Source organism: Suilimivivens aceti, assembly GCF_025567405.1.
In the GTDB taxonomy this organism is placed as follows: domain Bacteria; phylum Bacillota; class Clostridia; order Lachnospirales; family Lachnospiraceae; genus Suilimivivens; species Suilimivivens aceti.
The window spans coordinates 211,081-232,409 of record NZ_JAOQKJ010000007.1; the positions used below are offsets into that span (position 1 = coordinate 211,081).

The window sequence follows — 21,329 nt, forward strand, 5'->3', positions numbered from 1 at the left end:
ATGGAAAAATTGTATGACAGGGATATCAGGGAGCCCCTGTTCGAATTCCTGGAGGAAACCTATGGAAGGATCCGGATTCTGGAAGAAAAAACCATGGGGAAATCCAGAGCAGATATTGTTATGGTGACACCGGAGTACCTGTATGGGATCGAAATCAAGAGTGATGCTGATACTTACGCAAGACTTGCCAGGCAGGTAAAGGATTATGACAGCTATTACGATTATAATATAGTAGTTGTGGGATCCAGCCATGCGCTTCATATTGAAGAGCATGTTCCGGATTACTGGGGGATCATTACCGTCGAGGTAATAGAGAACTGCTTTGATTTTTATATTCTCCGAAAAGCTGCGGCGAACCCGAAGATGAAGTGGAAACGGAAACTGGAAATTCTCTGGCGGCCGGAGCTGGCCCAGTTACAGGAATGGAATGCCATGCCGAAGTATAAGGAGAAAAGCAAGTCTTTTGTGACAGAAAAGATTCTGGAACGGATTCCGGAGAAGATAGATGAAGAGATGCTGAGGCAGCAGATCAGTGAGCTTCTGATGGAAAGAGACTATAATGCTGTAGCGGAAACGCTGGCAGAATACCGAAAGGGAGAAATCCAGAAAAGACTGGAAAAAGAAGAGGATCCGCAGAAACGGGTGGAGCTGCCGGCACAGCAGATGGCCAGTAAAAAACAACTGAGAGGAAGGAAAAGACGCAGACGGACCAGAAGAATGTGGTAATGGACTGTGCAGAGGAGGAAAAGAAAAATGAGCTTGATCAGTGGAATTCATCATGTGGCATTCAAGTGCAGAAATGAAGAGGAATATAAGGAAACCATACATTTTTATAAGGATGTACTTGGCCTTACTGTGGCAAGAAGCTGGGAGACAGGCACCATGCTGGATACAGGAGAAGGCCTGATCGAGATTTTTAACAATGGAGAGGATCCTAAGGAACAGGGCGTTATCCGGCATTTCGCACTGGAAACGGAGGATGTGGAGTCTTGCGTGAGAGTAGTCAGGGAAGCGGGCTATGAAGTGTTTATAGAACCCAAGGATATCGTGATCGCATCAGAGCCGCCATTCCCGGCAAGGATCGCATTCTGCAGAGGACCCCTTCAGGAAGAAATTGAATTTTTTCAGGAAAAGAAATAGAGAAATCGTTTGAAAATCGGATTGACGATTCAGAGCCGGAGTGTTAAGATAGAGCTACAAAATAGAGTGTTATCGTATAAACGGTTCACCTGTTAATAAGTTTATCAAAAAAGCAACCTACTTGTGGTGAGGGCGGTTGCTTTTTTGATGCTTATGTTTCTGACCGGTTTGTATGATACTGATAATTGTGACAATTTTATGGATGCGTGTATACTCCACCCAAACCATGGCAGAATAATCAGAAACAGGAGGTTTTTGAGATGGTAGAATCTGGAAAAAGAATGGAACAGCTTAAGTCATATCTGCGCAGGTTATCTGAGGGAGAGATCCTTGACAGTGTCCGTGCGGATTTTATGAGAGAATTTAAAGACGTAGATGCTGTAGAGATCATGGAAGCAGAGCAGCAGATGATCAAAGAGGGGATGTCGATTACAGAGGTGCAGAAGCTCTGCGATATTCATTCAGCCCTGTTTCACGGCGCCACGCTGGAGGAGAAAATTGCGAATGCGAGACAGCCGGTGGATGTGACATCTCTTCGGGAAGAAAGAGCAGAGAAAACCAGGAAACTGGTGGAGACAACGGGGCATCCGCTCTTTACGCTGACACAGGAAAATGAAGCGCTTGAGAAGGTTATTGCCAGAATCAGAGAGCAGCTTGACCGGAAAGTGACAGAGGCAGCAGGCACTGGAACAGCAGTAAATGGCAGTAGAAATACAGGAGAAAATGCAGTCAGCAGGGAACTTTTATCAGAAATCCGGGAGCTTGCGATCCATTATGCCAAGAAGGGGGATCTTTTATATCCTCTGTTGAAAGTAAAATATGGAATATCAGGTCCGTCTGATGTGATGTGGACGACAGATGACGAGATCCGGGATGAATTATCCGGCCTTGCGAAAGCAAAGGGACAGGATGAAGCGTGGAAACAGCGTATGGAGCGTGCCATGACACGGGCAGAGGAAATGATCTACAAGGAAGCCAATATTCTGTTTCCTAACTGTGCAGTTCATTTTACAGAAGAAGAGTGGATCGGAATCTATCAGGATGCGAAGGATTATGATGTCTGTCTGTCGGTTGAACCAAAGAGCTGGGAGAGGGCAGAGAAGATCCTGCAGGAGAGAACAGCGTGTCAGAGAGAATCCGATGACGGGGAGATCGTGATGGCAGGCGGGCATCTGGAAGTAGAAGAACTGGAAGCCATGCTGAACACGATCCCGATGGAAATTACCTTTGTAGATGTGGAAAATAAAAACAGGTTTTTTAATGAAGGACATAAGGTATTTAAGCGTCCTGCCATGGCGCTGGGGCGGGAAGTATTTTCCTGTCATCCACCGAAAGTGGAGCAGCAGGTACGCCGGATCATTGAAGAGTTTCGGGCGGGTACGCTGGATGAGGTGCCGGTGTGGATGAATAAAAACGGCAGGATCATGCTGGTGAAATATATGGCAGTCAGAGACAGGAATGGCCGGTATATAGGTACTCTTGAACTGGTACAGGACATGGAGTTTGCAAGAGAGTATTTTGAAAGAAAACATGACTGAAGAGGCAACAGGAATGACAAAAGAAGTGCAGGCAAATAAATACGAAATTGATATGTGCAACGGAACGATCATGGATAAGCTGATTTCGTTTTCCCTGCCGCTGATGCTGTCAGGGATCCTGCAGCTTTTGTTTAATGCAGTGGATATTGTAGTGGTTGGACGCTTCACCGGCAGTCAGGCACTGGCGGCAGTGGGATCCACTACTGCCCTGATCAATCTGTTCATCAACCTTTTTATCGGTGTTTCGCTGGGAGCCAATGTGCTGGCCGCCAGATATTATGCAGCAGGGAAGCAGAAGGAAATGTCAGAAACAGTACACACAGCGATGCTGTTTGCCCTGATCAGCGGATGTGTCATGGTTCTTGCAGGACTGTTTTTTTCGAGAGGTGCACTGGAGCTGATGGATACACCGGATGATGTGATCAGTCAGGCAGCTCTTTATATGAAGATCTATTTCATGGGAATGCCCTTTTTCATGCTTTATAATTATGGGGCTGCAATCTTAAGGGCAGTAGGTGATACGAAGAGGCCGCTGCTGTTTCTGGTTATTTCAGGAACAGCCAATGCGGCTCTGAACCTGCTCCTGGTCATTGTCTTTTCCATGGGAGTGGCGGGAGTAGCAGTCGCAACGGTGATCTCCCAGTGTATTTCCTGTGTAATGGTATTATCCTGTCTCATCCGGACAGAAAGCAGTTATCAGCTTTCTCTTAAAAAGCTTCGGATCCGCCCGGCTTATCTTCTGCAGATCTTTCAGGTGGGGATCCCGGCAGGAATACAGAGTACAGTGATCACTTTTTCTAATGTGCTGCTGCAGTCTTCCGTGAATTCCTTCGGTTCTACGGCGATGGCGGGCTATACTGCAGCCAACAATATTTTCGGATTTCTGTACACGTCGATAAACTCTGTTTCACAGGCATGTATGAGCTTTACCAGCCAGAATTATGGCGCAGGGAAGAAAAAGAGGATGGATCTGGTGCTTCGGGACTGCCTGATCCTGACGGTGGTGATTGGGCTTCTGATGGGCGGAGGTGCCTATCTTTTCGGACCGGAGCTGTTACATATTTATACCTCTGACGAGGCAGTAATTGCCTGTGGCATGGAAATTCTTCTTTATACTACGGTCACGTATTTTTTGTGTGGGATCATGGATCTGATCCCGGGAGCACTGCGTGGAATGGGACGGTCTGCAGTGCCAATGCTGCTGTCTGTTATCGGAACAGTAGGAACCAGGATTATCTGGATCTATCTGATCTTTCCGGCACACCGCTCTTTGGCAGTACTGTTTATCTCCTATCCGGTTTCCTGGCTGGCGACTATCATCATGCAGGCTGCCTGTTTCTTCTTTGTAAGAAGGAATGTTCACAGTAAAATGAAATGATAAATGTTTTTTCATTTACCCCTTTTTTTAGATTGAAAAAAGGGGTAAAATATTCTGATATAGTGTATGCGGGAAAAGACAGAAGAAATACAGGCAGAATACTGCGGCAGAAAGGATCATGATATGTCAATTGACAGAGTGAGGGAATATTTTAAACAATATGGAATGGGAGACAGAATACTGGAATTTCCGGTATCCAGTGCGACGGTAGAGCTGGCGGCACAGGCACTTGGCTGTGAACCATGCAGAATTGCCAAAACCTTATCATTTATGGTAGGGGAGGAGCCTGTTCTTATTGTCATGGCAGGAGATGTTAAGATCGACAATGCAAAGTATAAAGCTAAATTTGGGAAGAAGGCAAAAATGCTGACAATGGATGAGGTAGTACCGCTGATCGGCCATGCTGTTGGAGGAGTATGTCCCTTTGCAGTAAATGAGGGTGTTAGCACATATCTGGATGAATCATTGAAGCGCTTTCCTACGGTATTTCCTGCCTGCGGAAGCAGTAACAGTGCCATTGAACTGAATATGGAGGAGCTGGAAAGGTTTTCCAGCAGTAAAGAGTGGATTGATGTAACTAAGGTAATATAAGGGAGATAGGATAAGCTATGTCAGAAAAAAGAGGTTCATTTAAAAGCAGCTTTGGGTTTGTTGCAGCCTGTATTGGTTCGGCAGTGGGAATGGGAAATATATGGATGTTTCCAACAAGGGTATCACTTTATGGAGGAGGCTCCTTTCTGATCCCATATGTTGTTTTTGTAATCCTTATTGGATTTACCGGTGTGACAGGAGAAATGAGTTTCGGACGTGCGGCAAGATCGGGTCCGGTAGATGCTTTTGGTATTGCCTGTGAGAAAAAGGGAAAAAGGAAGATAGGAGAAATACTGGGAATGATCCCCGTGCTTGGCTCTCTTGCCATGGCGATCGGCTATACAGTAGTCATGGGATGGATTCTGAAGTATACAGCAGAGGCACTTACCGGTTTTTCCATGGATAGTGCAGAGGAATATGCAGCAGCCTTTGGAGAGATGGCATCGGCATTTGGAAATGATGGATGGCAGATCATAGCGCTGATTCTTTGTATGGTGATCCTGATGCTCGGTGTGGGGCACGGAATAGAAAAAGCTAATAAGGTAATGATGCCGGCATTCTTTATACTGTTTGTGATCCTGGCAGTTTATGTAGCCTTTCAGCCTGGGGCAAGGGAAGGGTATCAGTATATTTTCCGTATCGATCCGGCAGCCTTAAAGGATCCTGCAACATGGATATTTGCCCTTGGACAGGCATTCTTTTCCCTGTCAGTAGCAGGAAATGGAACCCTGATCTATGGTTCGTATCTGCCAGATCAGGAGGATATCCCGGCATCTGCAGGAAGAGTAGCGTTTTTCGACACGCTGGCGGCTCTTCTGGCAGCTCTTGTGATCATTCCGGCAATGGCCATGACAGGGGCACAGCTGGATCAGGGAGGTCCGGGTCTTCTGTTTATTTATCTTCCCAATCTGATCCATACCATGGCAGGGGGAAGCGTGATCATGATCGTATTTTTCGTAGCGGTATTCTTTGCAGGAATGTCATCCCTGATCAATCTGTATGAGGCACCGATCGCCACAGTACAGGAGAAGCTTAAGCTCGGAAGAGTGCCAGCCTGTGCGCTGGTTGGCGGCATCAGTGTGATCATTTCCCTGGTCATCCAGGGAATCGTATCAGACTGGATGGATGTGCTGTCCATTTATATCTGTCCTCTGGGAGCAGGACTTGCCGGGATCATGTTCTTCTGGGTTCTAGGAAAGAGTTACGTGGAGGAGCAGGTTAACAGGGGAAGAGAAAGGAAATATACGAAAGTATTTTATCCGATCTGTAAATACATTTATATTCCGGTTTGTATTCTTGTACTGGTTCTTGGCATTGCACTGGGAGGAATTGGCTGATGCAGATAATGGACTATATCAATGCCCACAGAATGGATGAGAATCCCTGCGAATGTGTGATCCTGCCGGATGGCAGCGTGGAGGAGCCGACACCCTCCCACATCGAAAAGCTGGCACAGATAGCTGGAGAGGATAAGATTTCGATCAATAAAAAAATGGACAAAAACATGGAGCCGCTTCTTTTTATGGTGGAATATACAGGCTGCATGCTGGTGTGGCAGACGCGGGTGGTCGTGCCTTCCAGTCCTACCGCCAAACAGGAGGAGGCGTTGGAAACACTGTACTTTGCAGCAATGCTTTCGCCGAATTACCTGCGGGAACAGGTGGGGGAGAATTATGTGGAATGTGTAAAAAGAAGCAGGAATGAGCAGAAATAATAGGGGAAATAGTAATTAATAGGGAAAGGGGATTATATTGAATTTAGAAGAGTATCAGAAACTTTGCAGCGGGTCAAAACTTATATGGACGCAGCATTGTCTGGAAAGGATGCAGGAAAGAGATATTAGCAGAAATGATGTAAAAAACGGTATATTGACAGGAGAAATCATAGAAGAGTATCCGGATGACTTTCCTAACCCAAGCTGTCTGATTTTTGGCTATACAATGGGGAACAGGATTTTGCATATTGTGGCTGGATGTGATACTATAAATATATATATTATTACTGCATATTATCCGGATACGAAGAAGTTTGAAGCAGATTTAAAGACGAGGAGAAAGGGATGATGATTATGTGTATGTATTGTAAGAACAGTTCAACAATAAACAGCACTACTACGCATGTTGTGAATTACAAGAACTGCATTATCGTGGTAAAAAATGTTCCTTGTCTGGAATGTGATCAGTGTGGTGAAAAATATTATACAGATGAAGTAGCGGAAAAACTGGAGTATATTGTAAACATGGCAAAAAAGTTAATGCAGGAGATTGCTGTAATAGATTACAGGCAGGCTGCGTAATTGCCGGACAGAAGTATAATGGCGGAGGAGTATTCCCCCGCCATTTATTAAATTCTATAGAGGAAAGTATTGTCTTGAAGCGGAGGAAACTTAGATGAAGGTATTAGTTGTAGTGGATATGCAGAATGATTTTATTGACGGAGCACTGGGAACAAAGGAAGCAGAGGCGATCGTTCCTTTTGTAGCAGATAAGATCAGAAATTTTGATGGTATGGTTCTGTCAACCAGAGATACTCATTTTGAAAATTATCTGGAAACGCAGGAAGGAAAGAATCTGCCGGTAAAGCATTGTATTAAAGGAACCAATGGCTGGCAGATCAGAAAGGAAATAGCAGAGCTGGTTTCAGAAGAGCCTGTTGATAAACTGACATTTGGCAGTGACAGACTGCCGGAGAGACTACGGAAGCTGGCAGATCAGGAGCCGATAGAAAGCATAACACTGGTTGGACTCTGTACGGATATCTGTGTTATTTCCAATGCCATGGTAATAAAGGCATTTTTCCCGGAGGTTCCCATTATTGTGGATGCAAAGTGCTGTGCAGGTGTTACACCGGAAAGTCATACACAGGCGCTGAATGCCATGAAGGTATGTCAGATCCAGATTGAGAATGAATAAATATGTGGAAGATCAGACAGATTTTTGATGGTGAATATGGCTGTGAAGAAAGGATGCCAGGAGAAGAAATGAAATGCCTTGTTGTGCTGGAGAATGAAGAGTGCCTGACAAAAGAGGTTATGGCAGAAGACAAATTCCTGACAGAAAACGGTCTGAATGAGGGAGATATCTGGCCGGAACAGTGATATTTTGGCGCCGGCTTTTTGGTGTAGCTTTATACTTCGAAAATTGACGAACAGACGGTTGATAAGTATAATATTTATATATTTGCAGAGCGTAAGAGATGGTGGGGAATTATGGGGATTTTCACAAAACCGGAAGTGGTGATTCTGAAAGGAACCAGTGATGCACAGGCATATCTGGAAAAGTTGGAATTGCTTCAGAAAAAAGCAGAAGGAACTGCACTTGAGCAGATCCAGAAGGAAATTGCAATTACAAAGGCAGGTATCCAGGGAGAAGAGAATATACTGTTTGAACTGAAAAACAGTAATATGGATATGTATGTGCTTCAGGATATTTATCTGGAAACCGGAGATGGTCTTGGAGCACAGATTGATTTCATTGTTGTAACAGCAAAGTTGAACTTTATTATTGAATGTAAGAATCTTTTTGGAAATATCGAAATCGATTCCAAAGGAAATTTTATCCGGACTATGGAATATGGTGGAAAGAAGCACAGGGAGGGCATTTATTCACCTATTACCCAGAATGAACGGCATATGGCTGTTTTAAAGGAATGCAGGGCAGAGAATAGAAATTTCCTGATGGGAGCATGGATCAGAAAGAATTTTGATCTTTGGAATAAATCACTGGTGGTACTGGCAAATCCCAAAACGATTGTAAATGACAGATTTGCCACAAAAGAAGTAAAGAATCAGGTGATTCGGGCAGACCAGTTAATTGGAACTATGAAGAAACTGATCAGTGAAAACAGGGAGCTTCCATCTACGAAAAAGGAAATGAAGGAGATTGCGGAAAAAATCCTGAGAAGAAACAAAGAGCAGCGCAAGGATTATGCTGAGAAATATGAAAAACTGGCAGAACAGACAGAAGACATATCAGAAGCAAATGACAGTAAAGCGGAAAGCATGAAAGCAGAGGAAACAGAGAATATTGTTTCCGGGGTCTGCCCCAGATGTGGCAGGGAACTGGTACTTCGAACTGCAAAAAAGGGAGACAAAGCAGGAATGCAGTTTTATGGGTGTTCCGGATTCCCAAAGTGCAGATATGTCAGGAATATGACAGAAAGCTAAGAAAGGTACAGTAGCAGATGACAGTGTTGGAATTCTTTGAAAATCTGATGCATCACATTGTAGAGGTTGCAATCCTCGTGTTTGAATTTATCGGTGTGATCGTAATTATCATCTCCGGACTGAAGGGCTTTTATTTTTATCTCCGCCGCAGACCGGATATGAAGCTTGCACTTGCGCAGGGGCTTGCCGTTGGACTGGAGTTCAAGCTCTGCAGTGAGATCCTGAAAACAGTAACAGTCCGGGATTTTAAAGAGATTGCTACAGTAGCGGGCATCATAGCGCTCCGGGCGGCACTGACATTTTTGATCCACTGGGAGATCAAGGAAGAGAAAGCAGAAGAAAAGGTGGAAGAGAAGACAACAAAGGAGTAGGCATGATCAAATTAGGATCCCATGTGGGAATGGCGGGAAAGGACATGTTCCTTGCTTCTGTGAAGGAAGCAGAAAGCTATGGTGCCAATGTCCTGATGCTCTATACAGGAGCCCCACAGAATACAAGACGAAAAGAAATCAAAGATCTGAATATCGAAAAAGGATGGGAATATGCGGCGCAGGCAGGCATTAACGAAATCGTTGTGCATGCGCCGTATATTATAAATCTGGCAAATACTGTGAAGCCGGAGACCTTCACACTTGCTGTAGAATTCCTGGAAAAGGAAATCATAAGGACTGCAGCTATGAGAAGTAAAATACTGGTGCTGCATCCCGGCTCCTGCCTGGATGCGGGTGTGGATGCCGGAACAGCCCAGATCGTTAAGGGATTAAATCAGGTGCTGGATCAGAATGAGGACGATGTTTTCATCGCACTGGAAACCATGGCCGGCAAGGGCAGTGAGATCGGCAGAAGCTTTGAGGAGCTTGCCAGGATTTATGAGGGGGTTCATAAAAAAGAGCGGCTCAGGGTATGCTTTGATACCTGCCACGTGAATGATGCCGGATATGATCTTTCATATGATTATGAAGGAGTATTCCAGCACTTTGATGAGGTGCTTGGACTTGGACAGATCGCAGTATTTCATATCAATGACAGCATGAATCCCTGTGGTACACATAAGGACAGGCATGCTAATATCGGAAAAGGATACCTTGGGGAAGAGGTACTGAAAAAGCTTGTCCACGATCCGAGATTTGAAGAAATACCGAAGATCCTGGAAACACCATGGCTGTGTGAGGAAGGTTCTGATAAGAAGACAATCCCGCCTTATAAGGAGGAGATCCGTCAGCTTTTAGGATAAGGGTAAAAGAAGGGAAGAAAACTAATTGGTACGGAGAAGATATATTCCGCTTAGAACAGCACACCCGGGAATGATCCTGGATCAGGCGATCATTGACAGAGCCGGTCGTGTGCTGATCGCAAGGAGAACACCACTTGAGGATTTTCATATTGAGGGTCTGAGAAAAATGGGGGTTGGCGGCATTTACATCCGTGAGGGGGAAGAAGATCCTGATCAGGAGGTAGAAAAAGAAGAACAGTCTCTGCCGGCAGCACTTCAGAAAACTTATGACAAGGTTAAAGTAAGGGATCCTGCCAGGGTTAAAATTTCAGAAAGTGTGCGGAAACGTGTGGCGCAGGGAGTACAATACCTGTATCAGGATACGAATTCTGCAGACTTTACCAATGCGTCCAGGAGTATCACAGATGATCTGCTGAAGGCTATTGAGGATAATGATGCAGTGGCGGTGGATATCGGTGCCCTACAGGTCAGTGATGAGTATACCTTTAAGCACAGCGTGGATGTGGCTACCATGGCCATGATCGTAGCAAGAAAATATGGACTGAATGATAATCAGGTCTATCAGATCGGTATCGCCGGACTTCTGCATGATATTGGAAAATCCAAAATCCCGAATGAAATCCTGAATAAAGCGGGTAAACTGACAGATGATGAGTTTACCATTATGAAAATGCACTCCACTTATGGCTATCATATCCTGGAGCCGAAGAAGGATATCTCGCAGGAGGTCAAACTCGGGGTACTGCAGCATCATGAAAAGATGAATGGAAAGGGATATCCCATGCAGGTGACCGGGGAGAAGATCCACCTGTTTTCCAGGATCATTTCAGTAGCTGATATTTATGATGCACTGGTGACAGAACGCCCTTATAAGAAACCCTTTTCTCCAAGGGCGGCAGTTGAGATGATCATGTCCATGACGGAAGAACTGGATATCAAAGTAATGAAATGCTTTATGGAAAGTGTGATCCTGTATCCGGTTGGCAGTGATGTCATGCTGAGTACAGGCGAAATGGCAAGGGTAGTAGAGAATCTGTCTTACGCTGTACTGCGGCCCAAGGTACTTGGCCTGCAGAACGGCAAGGTATATGATCTGGCCAATGATGTAAAGTGTGCGAATATTATTATTCTCTGACAGAAAGGCGATGGAATTATGTGTACGGCGGCAACTTATCGTACAAAAGATTTTTATTTTGGAAGAACACTGGATTATGAATTTTCCTACGGTGAGGAAATAACAGTGACACCAAGGAACTATCCTTTTTCTTTCCGGTATCTTCCGGAGAAAAGAAAGCATTATGCAATCATAGGCATGGCTCATGTGGAAGAGGATTATCCATTATATTATGATGCAGTCAACGAAAAGGGACTTGGCATGGCCGGGCTCAATTTCGTAGGGAATGCTGTTTATGGAGAAGTAAGGGAAGGAAAAGAGAATGTGGCAGTTTTTGAACTGATTCCATATATTCTTTCACAATGTGAAAATGCAGAAGAGGCAAGAGAACTCTTAGGAAAAATACAGATTACAGATACCAGATTCAAGGAACAGCTCCCAAATGGCAGACTGCACTGGATCATTGCAGATGAAAAGGAAGCCATTACTGTGGAGTCAGGCACTGAGGGACTTAAGATCTATGAGAATGCGCCAGGTGTCCTGACTAACAATCCACCCTTTCCCATGCAGATGTTCCAGCTGAACAATTATATGCAGCTCTCAAGCAGGCAGCCGGAGAATCTGTTTTCTGACCAGCTTTCCTTGGAAACTTACAGCAGAGGGATGGGAGCCCTTGGACTTCCGGGAGATCTTTCATCAGCATCCCGTTTTGTACGGGTGGCATTTACAAAGCTCCATGCCAGATCAGGAGAAGGGGAAGCAGACAGTGTAGGACAGTTTTTCCATATCCTTGGAAGCGTTGAGCAGACGAGAGGATGCTGCGAACTGGAGAATGGCAAATACGAAATTACCATTTATACCTCCTGCTGTAATGCAACAAAGGGCATCTATTACTACACGACTTATACGAACCGGCAGATCACGGCGGTTGACATGCACAGGGAGAAGCTGGATGGCACAGAACTGATCCGCTATCCCATGCTGGAGGAAGAACAGATCCGGTTACAGAACGCATAAGGGCTGCTGCCGGCAGAATATACACAGAAACTTATGAAACAGAGGCAGTGTATAGAATGAAAGAAATACAGATCAGAAAATACTGGGAAAAGGATATTCCTGCCATGGTGAAAATCTGGAATGAAGTGGTAGAGGATGGCATTGCATTTCCCCAGTTAAAGGTACTGACAGAAGAAAGCGGCAGAGAATTTTTCGCACAGCAGACATACTGCGGCGTAGCAGAGGGTGAGGCAGGAGAAGTACTTGGTCTCTATATCCTGCATCCCAACAATGTGGGAAGATGCGGACACATCTGTAATGCCAGCTATGCGGTAAGCAGAGAAAAAAGAGGACTGCACATCGGGGAGAAGCTGGTCAGGGACTGCATCAGACAGGCTCACGAAGAAGATTTCCGCATTCTGCAGTTTAATGCTGTTGTGGCTTCCAATGTCCATGCAAGACATTTATATGAAAGAATTGGATTCCATCAGCTGGGAATCATTCCGGGAGGCTTTCTGTTAAAGGACGGCACATATGAGGATATCTGTCCTTATTATATAGAGGTTTGAAGAAAAAAGGGTAGCGGTGGAGATACTTTTTCGCTATAATGAGACAGAGAGATAAAGAGATGAAGCTGCGAAAACAGCAGAATGGAGGCATTATGGAAATCGTATGTTTGGATCTTGAGGGTGTACTGGTACCGGAAATCTGGATCGCTTTTGCAGAGGAGACAGGGATCCCGGAGTTAAAGAGAACAACCAGAGATGAGCCTGATTATGATAAGCTGATGAAATACAGGATCGGCATTTTAAAGGAACATGGACTTGGACTGAAGGAGATTCAGGAGACTATTGAGAAGATCGATCCTCTGCCGGGAGCAAAAGAATTTCTCGATCAGCTCCGCAGCCTGACTCAGGTGATCATTGTCAGTGATACGTTTTCCCAGTTTGCAGGACCGCTGATGAAGAAGCTCGGCTATCCGACTATCTTCTGTAATTCTCTGGTAGTGGCACCGGATGGAGAGATCACAGACTTTAAGATGCGCTGTGAAAAGTCCAAATATACGACAGTAAAGGCTCTGCAGTCTATCGGCTATGATACGATCGCAAGCGGTGACAGCCACAATGATCTTGGCATGATCGAGGCCAGCAAGGCAGGCTTCCTGTTCCGCACAACAGATGCGATCAAACAGGAGTACCCGCAGTATCCCGCCTTTGAAACCTATGATGAGCTGCTTGCAGCGATCAAAGAAGTGATTGCCTAAAGACCGAAGAATCCTGCTTGCAGGATTCTTTTTTTTACACTTTACCTATTGACATGGTAGGCGAATAGGAATACTATCTCCATAGATGAAAAAAGGAGGAACACCGCACAATGGTAATTTCTTCAAAAGGAAGATATGCACTGCGGATCATGGTCTATCTGGCAGGAAAGCCGGAAGGAGAATATGTACCGCTGAAGGAAATATCCGAGAAGGAAAATATTTCACAGAAATATCTGGAAAGTATTGCGACAGTCCTGTCCAAGGGACATCTGATCGAGGCAGCAAGTGGTCATAAGGGCGGCTATCACCTGTCAAGGAAACCGGAGGAGTACAGTATAGGAGAGGTACTCCGTATGACAGAGGGAAGTCTGGCACCGGTGGCCTGTCTGAAGGAGGATGCGGGGCATTGTGATCAGGCAGATCTGTGTTATACGCTGCCAATCTGGCAGGGACTTGCCGATGTCATCAATAATTATCTGGATTCCATTTCCTTAAAGGATGTGGCAGACAGTGCACAGAATATGGAAAACAGTCAGGACATTCCTGACAAGAAGGAGGAGTAATTATGGAAGAAAAGCATTTGCTTACGGTGAAGGATCTGCATGTAAATGTGGAAGATAAAGAGATCCTGCACGGTGTGGATCTTACGATCAATAAAGGGGAGACTCATGTACTGATGGGGCCGAACGGAACCGGCAAGTCGACCCTTGGCTACGCCCTGATGGGAAATCCGAGATACAGTGTCACAGAGGGTGAGATCTGGTTTCAGGGAAAGAATATAACAGAGGAAGCAGTGAATGAGAGAGCGAAGGATGGTATCTTCCTTTCCTTCCAGAATCCGCTGGAGGTACCGGGTGTTACCTTAAGCGCCTTTATCAGAAGCGCCCTGGAGCAGAAGACCGGCAAGCGGATCCGCCTCTGGGATTTCAAGAAGGAGCTGGCAAGAACCATGGAAATCCTGCAGATGGATCCTTCCTATGCAGAGCGTGACCTGAATGTGGGATTTTCAGGTGGTGAAAAGAAAAAGGCAGAGATCCTGCAGCTTCTGATGCTGAAGCCTTCCCTTGCCATTCTGGATGAAACCGATTCCGGTCTTGATGTGGATGCGGTCCGCACTGTTTCAAGGGGAATCGAGGAATATCAGAAGAACTGTGACGGTGGTCTTCTGATCATTACCCACAGCACAAGGATCCTGGAGTATCTTTCCGTGGATGATACCCATGTGATGGTAGAAGGAAAGATCGTGAAGACAGGAGATGCATCCCTGGTAGATGAGATCAATGAAAAGGGATTCAAAGAGGTAACATTATGAAAGAAAAAAGTCATGTAGAGGATATAGACAGAAGCATCTATGATTTCCGGGATGAAGAGAAGGATGCTTACCGGATCAATGCCGGTCTGACATCTGAGATCGTGGAAAAGCTGTCCAAAGAAAAGCATGATCCGGCGTGGATGGAGCTGTTTCGTCTGCAGTCCCTGCAGATTTATAATCAGATGCCGGTTCCAGACTGGGGACCGTCCATAGAAGGACTGAACATGGATCAGATCGTGACCTATGTCAGACCGAATACCAAAATGCAGGCCAAGTGGTCTGATGTACCGGAGGATATCAAGAATACCTTTGAACGTCTCGGTATCCCGGAGGCAGAGAGAAAGTCCCTGGCAGGTGTCGGTGCCCAGTATGATTCTGAGCTGGTCTATCATAATGTAAGAGAAGAGGTAGCAGCGCAGGGTGTTGTTTATACAGATATGGAAAGTGCACTGAACGGTGAATATGCCGATATGGTGAGGAAGCACTTTATGAAGCTGGTCAAGCCAAATGACCACAAATTTGCAGCCCTTCACGGCGCCGTATGGTCAGGCGGTTCCTTTGTTTATGTACCAAAGGGTGTATCCGTAGAGATTCCGCTGCAGTCCTATTTCAGACTGAATGCACCGGGAGCCGGACAGTTTGAGCATACCCTGATCATTGTGGATGAGGGAGCAGATCTGCATTTCATAGAAGGCTGTTCTGCACCGAAGTACAATGTAGCCAATCTCCATGCAGGATGTGTGGAGCTGTTCGTAGGAAAGAATGCAAGACTGCGTTACTCCACGATTGAGAACTGGTCCAAGAACATGTACAATCTGAATACCAAGAGAGCACTGGTAGAAGAGGGAGGAACCATCGAGTGGGTTTCCGGATCCTTCGGTTCCCACGTATCCTATCTGTATCCCATGAGTATCCTGAAGGGAAAGGGTGCCAAAATGGAATTTACCGGTATTACCTTTGCCGGAAAGGGACAGAACCTGGATACCGGTGCCAAGGTCGTACACAGCGCACCGGATACCAGCTCCTATATGAATACCAGATCCATTTCCAAGGATGGAGGGATCAGTACCTTCCGTTCTTCCGTAGTGGTGACAAAGGAAGCAAAAAATGCCAAGTCAGCAGTTTCCTGCCAGTCTCTGATGCTGGATTCCATTTCCAGATCGGATACCATACCGGCAATGGATATCAGGACCAAGGATGCCAATATCGGACACGAGGCCAAGATTGGCAGTATCAGTGACGAAGCAGTATTTTATCTGATGAGCAGAGGCATGAGCGAAGAGGATGCAAGAGCCTGTATCGTCAGCGGATTTGCCGACAATGTTTCCAAGGAACTCCCGCTGGAATACGCAGTGGAGATGAACAATCTGATCCGCCTGGAAATGAAGGGCAGCATCGGATAAGGGAGGATAATAATGGAGCAGAACAGAGAGATCAAGATCAATCAGCTTCCTTCCAAAACCTGGCACTGGCTTCATGTGAATGAAGCTGTTGTTACGGTGCCGGAGAAGATGGAAGAAGCAGCTATCAAAATAGAAGAAACAGATCAGCTTGTAAAAGTAAAGGTGGTAGCAGGGGAAGGCAGCCTTCCTGTGAAAGCAGAAGCCGGAAAAGAGATCACTGTCGTAGAGCAGCTTGGCAGTCCGGAAGAAAAGGAAACTGGAATGCTGAAATTCCACACGGAGCTGGAGCTTCAGGAAAACAGTCATATCCATCTGATCCAGCTATGTATGCCCTCAGAAGGACAGACACTGATCAATAAGGTTACGGCAAAGGCAGAAAAGAATGCCAGGGTATCTGTAACTCAGCTTTTCCTTGGAACAGGGAATACCTACAGTGAAGTGAATGCAGGACTTCTTGGCAGGGAAGCAGATCTGACAGCAAAGATCGGATATTTCCTGCAGAAAGAGCAGAAACTGGATATTAACCTGATCGCTGATCACAGAGGGGAAAAGACGACCTGTGATATTACGGCAGAAGGAACCCTGAAGGACAAGGCACAGAAGCTCTTCCGTGGAACCATTGACTTCAAAAAGGGTGCCTGCGGAGCAAAGGGCAGTGAGGTAGAGGAGGTACTGCTTCTTTCAGATGATATCGTCAATAAGACCATACCGCTGATCCTCTGCGCAGAGGAGGATGTGGAAGGTAACCATGGGGCAACTATTGGAGAGCTGGATGAAGAGACACTGTTTTACTTTGCAGCAAGAGGCATAGGCAGGAAAACAGCAGAAAATATGATGGCAAGAGCAAAGCTTGAAAAGCTCTGCCCTGAGATACCGGATGAGGAAACCAGGCAGCTTGTGATGGAGCAGCTTGAAAAGCTTATGCCTGAGACAGCAAGGGAGGAAAATGCAGATGAAGCGTGATTACAGAGAAGATTTTCCCCTGCTGATGCAGAATGAGACAGCCTATCTTGATAATGCGGCAACAGCCCAGCGTCCGGCTTGCGTGATCGAGCGGGAAAAAGCCTTCTACGAAACAGAGAATGCCAATCCCATGAGAGGGTTCTATCCTTTAAGCCTTGCAGCGACAGAAAGCTATGAAGAGGCGAGAAAAACCGTGCGTGATTTCCTGAACGCAGCCCACACAGAAGAGATCATTTTTACCAGAAATACAACAGAGAGCCTGAACCTTGTGGCATACAGCTATGGCCTTACCAATCTGAAGCCGGGAGATGAGATCGCCGTATCCATTATGGAGCATCACAGCAATCTCCTGCCATGGCAGATGACAGCCAGGATGACAGGGGCAAAGCTCCATTTCCTTGAGTGTGAACAGGATGGCACCCTTACAGAGGAAACCCTGACAAAGGGGATCCACGAAGGAACGAAGCTGGTAGCTGTGGCTCAGGTATCCAATGTCCTTGGCTGCCAGAATCCCATAGAGGAGATCTGCAAAAGGGCACATGAGGTGGGAGCGGTCGTTGTCGTGGATGCCGCACAGAGCGCACCCCATATGCCGATCGATGTGCAGAAGCTTGAGGCTGATTTTCTGGCTTTTTCCGGGCATAAGCTGCTTGGTCCCATGGGAATCGGTGTCCTTTACGGAAAGCGGGAGCTGTTAGATGCTATGCCGCCCTTCCTGACCGGCGGTGAGATGATCGAGTCCGTGACAAGGGAGGGAGCGGTCTTTGCGGAGCTGCCTCATAAATTTGAAGCTGGTACGGTGAATGCAGCCGGGGCAGCAGGCCTTGCTGCAGCGATCGAATATATTCAGGGTATTGGATTTCCTGAGATCATGGAAAAGGAAGAAGCGCTGACCAGACAGGCCATGGAAGGAATCGCAAAGCTTCCTCATGTGAAGATTCTCGGGTCGGAAAGACCGGAAAACCATACCGGTATCGTAGCCTTTACCATAGAGGGGGTGCATCCGCATGACGTCAGTGAGATCCTTTCCTCTGACGGGATCGATGTAAGAGCCGGTCATCACTGTGCACAGCCGCTGCTGGCCTATCTGGGGGATAATGTGGCAACAAGAGCCAGCTTCATGTTTTATAATACCCCGGAAGAAGTGGAAAGGCTCATTCAAAGCGTAGCATCCATCAGAAGGAGAATGGGTTATGGAGAATAGAAATTTTTATAATGAGATACTGACAGAGCATAATATGCGTCCGGAATTCAAGCATGAGCTGCCGGATGCCAATATTGTTCTGGAAGGAAAAAATCCAAACTGCGGAGATGATATCTTCCTGAAGCTGAAGGTAGAGGACGGAGTGATCACAGATGGTGCCTTCACCGGAGACGGATGTGCCATTTCCAGCGCATCTGCGGATATCATGCTTGGCATGATCATTGGAAAGACAAAGGAGGAGGCTTTGCAGCTTGGAGAGCTTTTCTTAAAGATGATCAAGGGAGAAGCTTCTGATGAGGAGATCGACCGGCTTGAAGAAGCATCGGCTCTGAAAGATATTGCTCATATGCCTGCCAGAGTCAAATGTGCAGTTCTTGGATGGCATACGCTGAAGGAGGCGCTGAAGGATCAGTAGCTGCACGGAAAAAATAACAGAAAACATGCTTATTGATTATGTTTCTCAATAACAAAAAAAGAATGGAATCTTTGGCACGGAGACGCTATAATAATTTTTTATAAAAAAAGAAAGGTACGGTGCAAAAGATGAAATTAAACCTTAAGAAAATTGATGGAAAAAAGACCGGTATTTTCGCAGCCGGTGTTCTCTTTGGAACAGCGGGGATTAAAATTCTTTCCAGCAGGGATGCCAGGAAAGTTTATACCTACTGTACAGCTGCAGTACTCAGAGCGAAAGAATGCGTCATGAAAACAGCAACCAATATCCAGGAGAATGCAGAAGATATCTACGCAGAAGCACAGCAGATCAATGAAGACAGAGCTGCTAAATATGATGAAGAGTATTCTGCAGAAGCAAAGGCTGAAGAAGTGTCAGAGGAAGCTGCAGGCGAATAAGTAAGGCTATGAGATTTATAATAAAGCATGAAATCAGAGGCAGGATGCGGATCCATATCCTGCAGAGCAGAATGAGTTTTGAACAGGCGGATATCCTGCAGTATTATCTGGATGCAAAGGAACAGGTCATAAATGCAAAGATCCAGGAGCGTACTGCAGATGTAACGGTCAGCTATCAGGGAAGCCGGGAGGAGATCCTTTCTGTGCTGGAAGCATTTACCTATGAAAGGACGCAGGTGCCGGAGGTATATCTTAAGAATTCCGGCAGACAGATGAACCGGGAGTACTGGGACAGGCTGGTCAACAAAACAGTGATCTATTTTGGAAACAAGATCTTTCTTCCCTATCCGATCCGGGCAGGGATCACCATGATCACTTCCGTAAAATACATCTGGAAGGGACTGACGACTCTTGCCAGGCGAAGGATTGAAGTGCCGGTACTGGATGCCACAGCGATTGGTGTATCTATTTTTAGAGGTGACATTTCTACGGCAAGTTCCGTAATGTTTCTTCTTTCACTTGGAGAGATCCTGGAAGAATGGACACATAAGAAATCAGTCGGAGATCTGGCACGGAGTATGTCCCTGAATATCAGCAAGGTATGGCTTGTCCGTGATGGGCAGGAAATTATGGTTCCTGTTACCGAGATCAGGAGTGGGGATCCTGTCAGGGTACATATGGGAAATGTCATTCCCTTCGATGGCTGTGTGATCGAAGGAGAGGCTATGGTCAACCAGGCATCCCTGACCGGAGAATCCGTTCCAGTCAGAAGAGCAGAAGGCAGTACCGTTTATGCCGGAACAGTTGTGGAAGAAGGAGAGATCACCTTTAAGGTAAAGGAGGCAAACGGCTCCAGCAAGTATGAGAAGATCATGGCGATGATCGAGGAGTCTGAGAAGCTGAAATCCTCTCTGGAAAGTAAGGCAGAGCATCTGGCAGACAGACTGGTGCCGTATACCTTCCTGGGAACCGGTCTTGTATGGCTGCTTACCAGAAATATGACAAAGACGATCTCCGTACTGATGGTAGACTTCTCCTGCGCACTGAAGCTGGCGATGCCTCTTTCCGTATTGTCAGCGATCCGTGAGGCAAGCACCCATGATATTACGGTAAAGGGCGGCAAGTATCTGGAAGCCATGGCAGATGCCACGACGATTGTCTTTGACAAGACAGGAACACTGACCAAGGCGCAGCCTACAGTAGTAGAAGTGATTTCCTTCAATGAGAAGTTACCGGATGAGCTGCTTCGTATCGCAGCCTGTCTGGAAGAGCATTTCCCTCATTCCATGGCCAAGGCCGTGGTACGGGAGGCTGAGAAAAAGCATCTGGTACATGAGGAGCTGCATTCCAAGGTGGAATATATCGTGGCTCACGGTATTTCTTCCATGCTGGAGGATAAAAAGGTAGTTATCGGCAGCTACCATTTTGTGTTTGAAGATGAAAAGGCACAGATCCCGGCAGAGAAGCAGGAGCTGTTTGATCATCTGTCTGCAGAGTATTCCCACCTATATATGGCGATCGATGGAAGGCTTGCAGCCGTGATCTGTATTGAAGATCCGCTCCGTCCGGAAGCAGCAGAGGTGGTAAAGGAGCTGAAAAAGACCGGAATCACCAAGGTAGTCATGATGACAGGTGACAGTGACAGGATCGCAAGGACGATCGCAGAGCGTGTCGGTGTGGATGAATATTATTCTGAGGTTCTGCCGGAGGATAAGGCGGGCTTTGTAGAGAAGGAAAAGGCAGCCGGACGGAAGGTGATCATGATCGGAGACGGTATCAATGATTCACCGGCTCTTTCCGCATCAGATGTGGGAATTGCCATCAGTGGCGGTGCCGAGATCGCACGGGAGATCGCAGATGTGACCATTGGCGCAGATAATCTGTATGAAGTGGTTACATTGAAGAAGCTGAGCAATGCACTGATGAAGCGGATCCGTAAGAACTATAAGGCGATCGTAGGAATCAATGCCAGCCTGATCGCCCTCGGCGTAGCCGGTGTGTTCCAGCCTACGACATCCGCACTTCTTCATAATACCTCAACGCTGGTGATCAGTATGAAGAGCATGAAAAATCTGCTTGGAAAAGAAGAGAATGAAGAGGAAGCTGCTCACGGGGAAATGAATCTGGAGCTGGCAGTACAGTAAAAAGAAATGAGAAAGAAATATAACAGGCAGG

Annotated in this window: 26 protein-coding genes; all 26 read left to right on the forward strand. The window is 46.2% G+C overall.

Annotated features, from left to right (window positions below):
- Positions 1–726, forward strand: a complete 726-nt coding sequence (locus tag OCV77_RS10210) for a sce7726 family protein (protein WP_317246630.1) — start codon at positions 1–3, stop codon at positions 724–726.
- 27 nt (positions 727–753) lie between these two features.
- Positions 754–1,140, forward strand: coding sequence for a VOC family protein (locus OCV77_RS10215; RefSeq protein ID WP_262574982.1), 387 nt, complete (start codon positions 754–756; stop codon positions 1,138–1,140).
- A gap of 260 nt (positions 1,141–1,400) precedes the next feature.
- A complete protein-coding gene (locus tag OCV77_RS10220; RefSeq protein ID WP_262574984.1) occupies positions 1,401–2,678 on the forward strand; it encodes a DUF438 domain-containing protein in 1,278 nt (425 codons plus the stop codon).
- 13 nt (positions 2,679–2,691) lie between these two features.
- On the forward strand, positions 2,692–4,056 hold the full coding sequence (locus OCV77_RS10225; protein WP_262574985.1) for an MATE family efflux transporter: 1,365 nt from the start codon (positions 2,692–2,694) through the stop codon (positions 4,054–4,056).
- Between the two features lie 123 nt (positions 4,057–4,179).
- The gene (locus tag OCV77_RS10230; protein WP_262575014.1) at positions 4,180–4,647 is read left to right on the forward strand and encodes a YbaK/EbsC family protein; all 468 of its coding nucleotides are present in this window, start codon (positions 4,180–4,182) and stop codon (positions 4,645–4,647) included.
- Positions 4,648–4,664: 17 nt separating this feature from the next.
- A complete protein-coding gene (locus OCV77_RS10235) occupies positions 4,665–5,984 on the forward strand; it encodes a sodium-dependent transporter (protein WP_262574986.1) in 1,320 nt (439 codons plus the stop codon).
- Positions 5,984–6,361: a hypothetical protein gene (locus OCV77_RS10240; RefSeq protein ID WP_118798083.1), complete on the forward strand. Its 378-nt coding sequence runs from the start codon at positions 5,984–5,986 to the stop codon at positions 6,359–6,361. Before OCV77_RS10235 ends, OCV77_RS10240 begins: the two co-directional genes overlap by 1 nt.
- Before the next feature lie 37 nt (positions 6,362–6,398).
- The gene (locus tag OCV77_RS10245; RefSeq protein WP_262574987.1) at positions 6,399–6,710 is read left to right on the forward strand and encodes a DUF4258 domain-containing protein; all 312 of its coding nucleotides are present in this window, start codon (positions 6,399–6,401) and stop codon (positions 6,708–6,710) included.
- Positions 6,711–6,715: 5 nt separating this feature from the next.
- Entirely contained in the window at positions 6,716–6,943 is a 228-nt protein-coding gene (locus OCV77_RS10250) for a type II toxin-antitoxin system MqsA family antitoxin (protein WP_118798120.1), read from the forward strand.
- A 94-nt stretch (positions 6,944–7,037) separates the two neighbouring features.
- Entirely contained in the window at positions 7,038–7,559 is a 522-nt protein-coding gene (locus OCV77_RS10255; RefSeq protein ID WP_262574988.1) for a cysteine hydrolase family protein, read from the forward strand.
- A gap of 2 nt (positions 7,560–7,561) precedes the next feature.
- The gene (locus tag OCV77_RS10260) at positions 7,562–7,744 is read left to right on the forward strand and encodes a hypothetical protein (protein WP_118798085.1); all 183 of its coding nucleotides are present in this window, start codon (positions 7,562–7,564) and stop codon (positions 7,742–7,744) included.
- A gap of 111 nt (positions 7,745–7,855) precedes the next feature.
- Positions 7,856–8,812 carry an NERD domain-containing protein gene (locus tag OCV77_RS10265; protein ID WP_262574990.1) on the forward strand — a complete coding sequence of 319 codons (957 nt, stop codon included), beginning with the start codon at positions 7,856–7,858 and terminating at the stop codon, positions 8,810–8,812.
- A 26-nt stretch (positions 8,813–8,838) separates the two neighbouring features.
- Complete coding sequence (locus OCV77_RS10270) at positions 8,839–9,183, forward strand: DUF1622 domain-containing protein (protein ID WP_416910495.1); 345 nt, start codon at positions 8,839–8,841, stop codon at positions 9,181–9,183.
- Positions 9,184–9,185: 2 nt separating this feature from the next.
- Entirely contained in the window at positions 9,186–10,046 is an 861-nt protein-coding gene (locus OCV77_RS10275; RefSeq protein WP_262574991.1) for a deoxyribonuclease IV, read from the forward strand.
- A 25-nt stretch (positions 10,047–10,071) separates the two neighbouring features.
- Positions 10,072–11,181 (forward strand): HD-GYP domain-containing protein, encoded by a 1,110-nt coding sequence (locus OCV77_RS10280; RefSeq protein ID WP_262574992.1) that lies wholly within the window; start codon positions 10,072–10,074, stop codon positions 11,179–11,181.
- Positions 11,182–11,199: 18 nt separating this feature from the next.
- Positions 11,200–12,177: a choloylglycine hydrolase gene (gene bsh / locus OCV77_RS10285; RefSeq protein WP_262574993.1), complete on the forward strand. Its 978-nt coding sequence runs from the start codon at positions 11,200–11,202 to the stop codon at positions 12,175–12,177.
- Between the two features lie 56 nt (positions 12,178–12,233).
- Positions 12,234–12,725: a GNAT family N-acetyltransferase gene (locus OCV77_RS10290; protein ID WP_262574994.1), complete on the forward strand. Its 492-nt coding sequence runs from the start codon at positions 12,234–12,236 to the stop codon at positions 12,723–12,725.
- Positions 12,726–12,817: 92 nt separating this feature from the next.
- Positions 12,818–13,420: a bifunctional phosphoserine phosphatase/homoserine phosphotransferase ThrH gene (thrH, locus tag OCV77_RS10295; protein ID WP_118798122.1), complete on the forward strand. Its 603-nt coding sequence runs from the start codon at positions 12,818–12,820 to the stop codon at positions 13,418–13,420.
- 110 nt (positions 13,421–13,530) lie between these two features.
- Positions 13,531–13,983 (forward strand): RrF2 family transcriptional regulator, encoded by a 453-nt coding sequence (locus tag OCV77_RS10300; RefSeq protein WP_118798091.1) that lies wholly within the window; start codon positions 13,531–13,533, stop codon positions 13,981–13,983.
- Between the two features lie 2 nt (positions 13,984–13,985).
- A complete protein-coding gene (sufC, locus tag OCV77_RS10305; RefSeq protein ID WP_118798092.1) occupies positions 13,986–14,732 on the forward strand; it encodes a Fe-S cluster assembly ATPase SufC in 747 nt (248 codons plus the stop codon).
- The gene (gene sufB, locus OCV77_RS10310; RefSeq protein WP_262574995.1) at positions 14,729–16,135 is read left to right on the forward strand and encodes a Fe-S cluster assembly protein SufB; all 1,407 of its coding nucleotides are present in this window, start codon (positions 14,729–14,731) and stop codon (positions 16,133–16,135) included. Before sufC ends, sufB begins: the two co-directional genes overlap by 4 nt.
- Positions 16,136–16,147: 12 nt before the next feature.
- Complete coding sequence (locus OCV77_RS10315; protein ID WP_262574996.1) at positions 16,148–17,098, forward strand: SufB/SufD family protein; 951 nt, start codon at positions 16,148–16,150, stop codon at positions 17,096–17,098.
- Positions 17,082–18,302: an aminotransferase class V-fold PLP-dependent enzyme gene (locus OCV77_RS10320; protein ID WP_262574997.1), complete on the forward strand. Its 1,221-nt coding sequence runs from the start codon at positions 17,082–17,084 to the stop codon at positions 18,300–18,302. The genes OCV77_RS10315 and OCV77_RS10320 overlap by 17 nt, the downstream gene beginning before the upstream one ends.
- Positions 18,292–18,717, forward strand: coding sequence for a Fe-S cluster assembly sulfur transfer protein SufU (gene sufU, locus OCV77_RS10325; protein ID WP_262574998.1), 426 nt, complete (start codon positions 18,292–18,294; stop codon positions 18,715–18,717). The genes OCV77_RS10320 and sufU overlap by 11 nt, the downstream gene beginning before the upstream one ends.
- Positions 18,718–18,845: 128 nt before the next feature.
- Entirely contained in the window at positions 18,846–19,154 is a 309-nt protein-coding gene (locus OCV77_RS10330) for a DUF6110 family protein (protein ID WP_262574999.1), read from the forward strand.
- Positions 19,155–19,162: 8 nt separating this feature from the next.
- A complete protein-coding gene (locus OCV77_RS10335; protein WP_262575000.1) occupies positions 19,163–21,298 on the forward strand; it encodes a heavy metal translocating P-type ATPase in 2,136 nt (711 codons plus the stop codon).
- Positions 21,299–21,329: the final 31 nt, after the last annotated feature.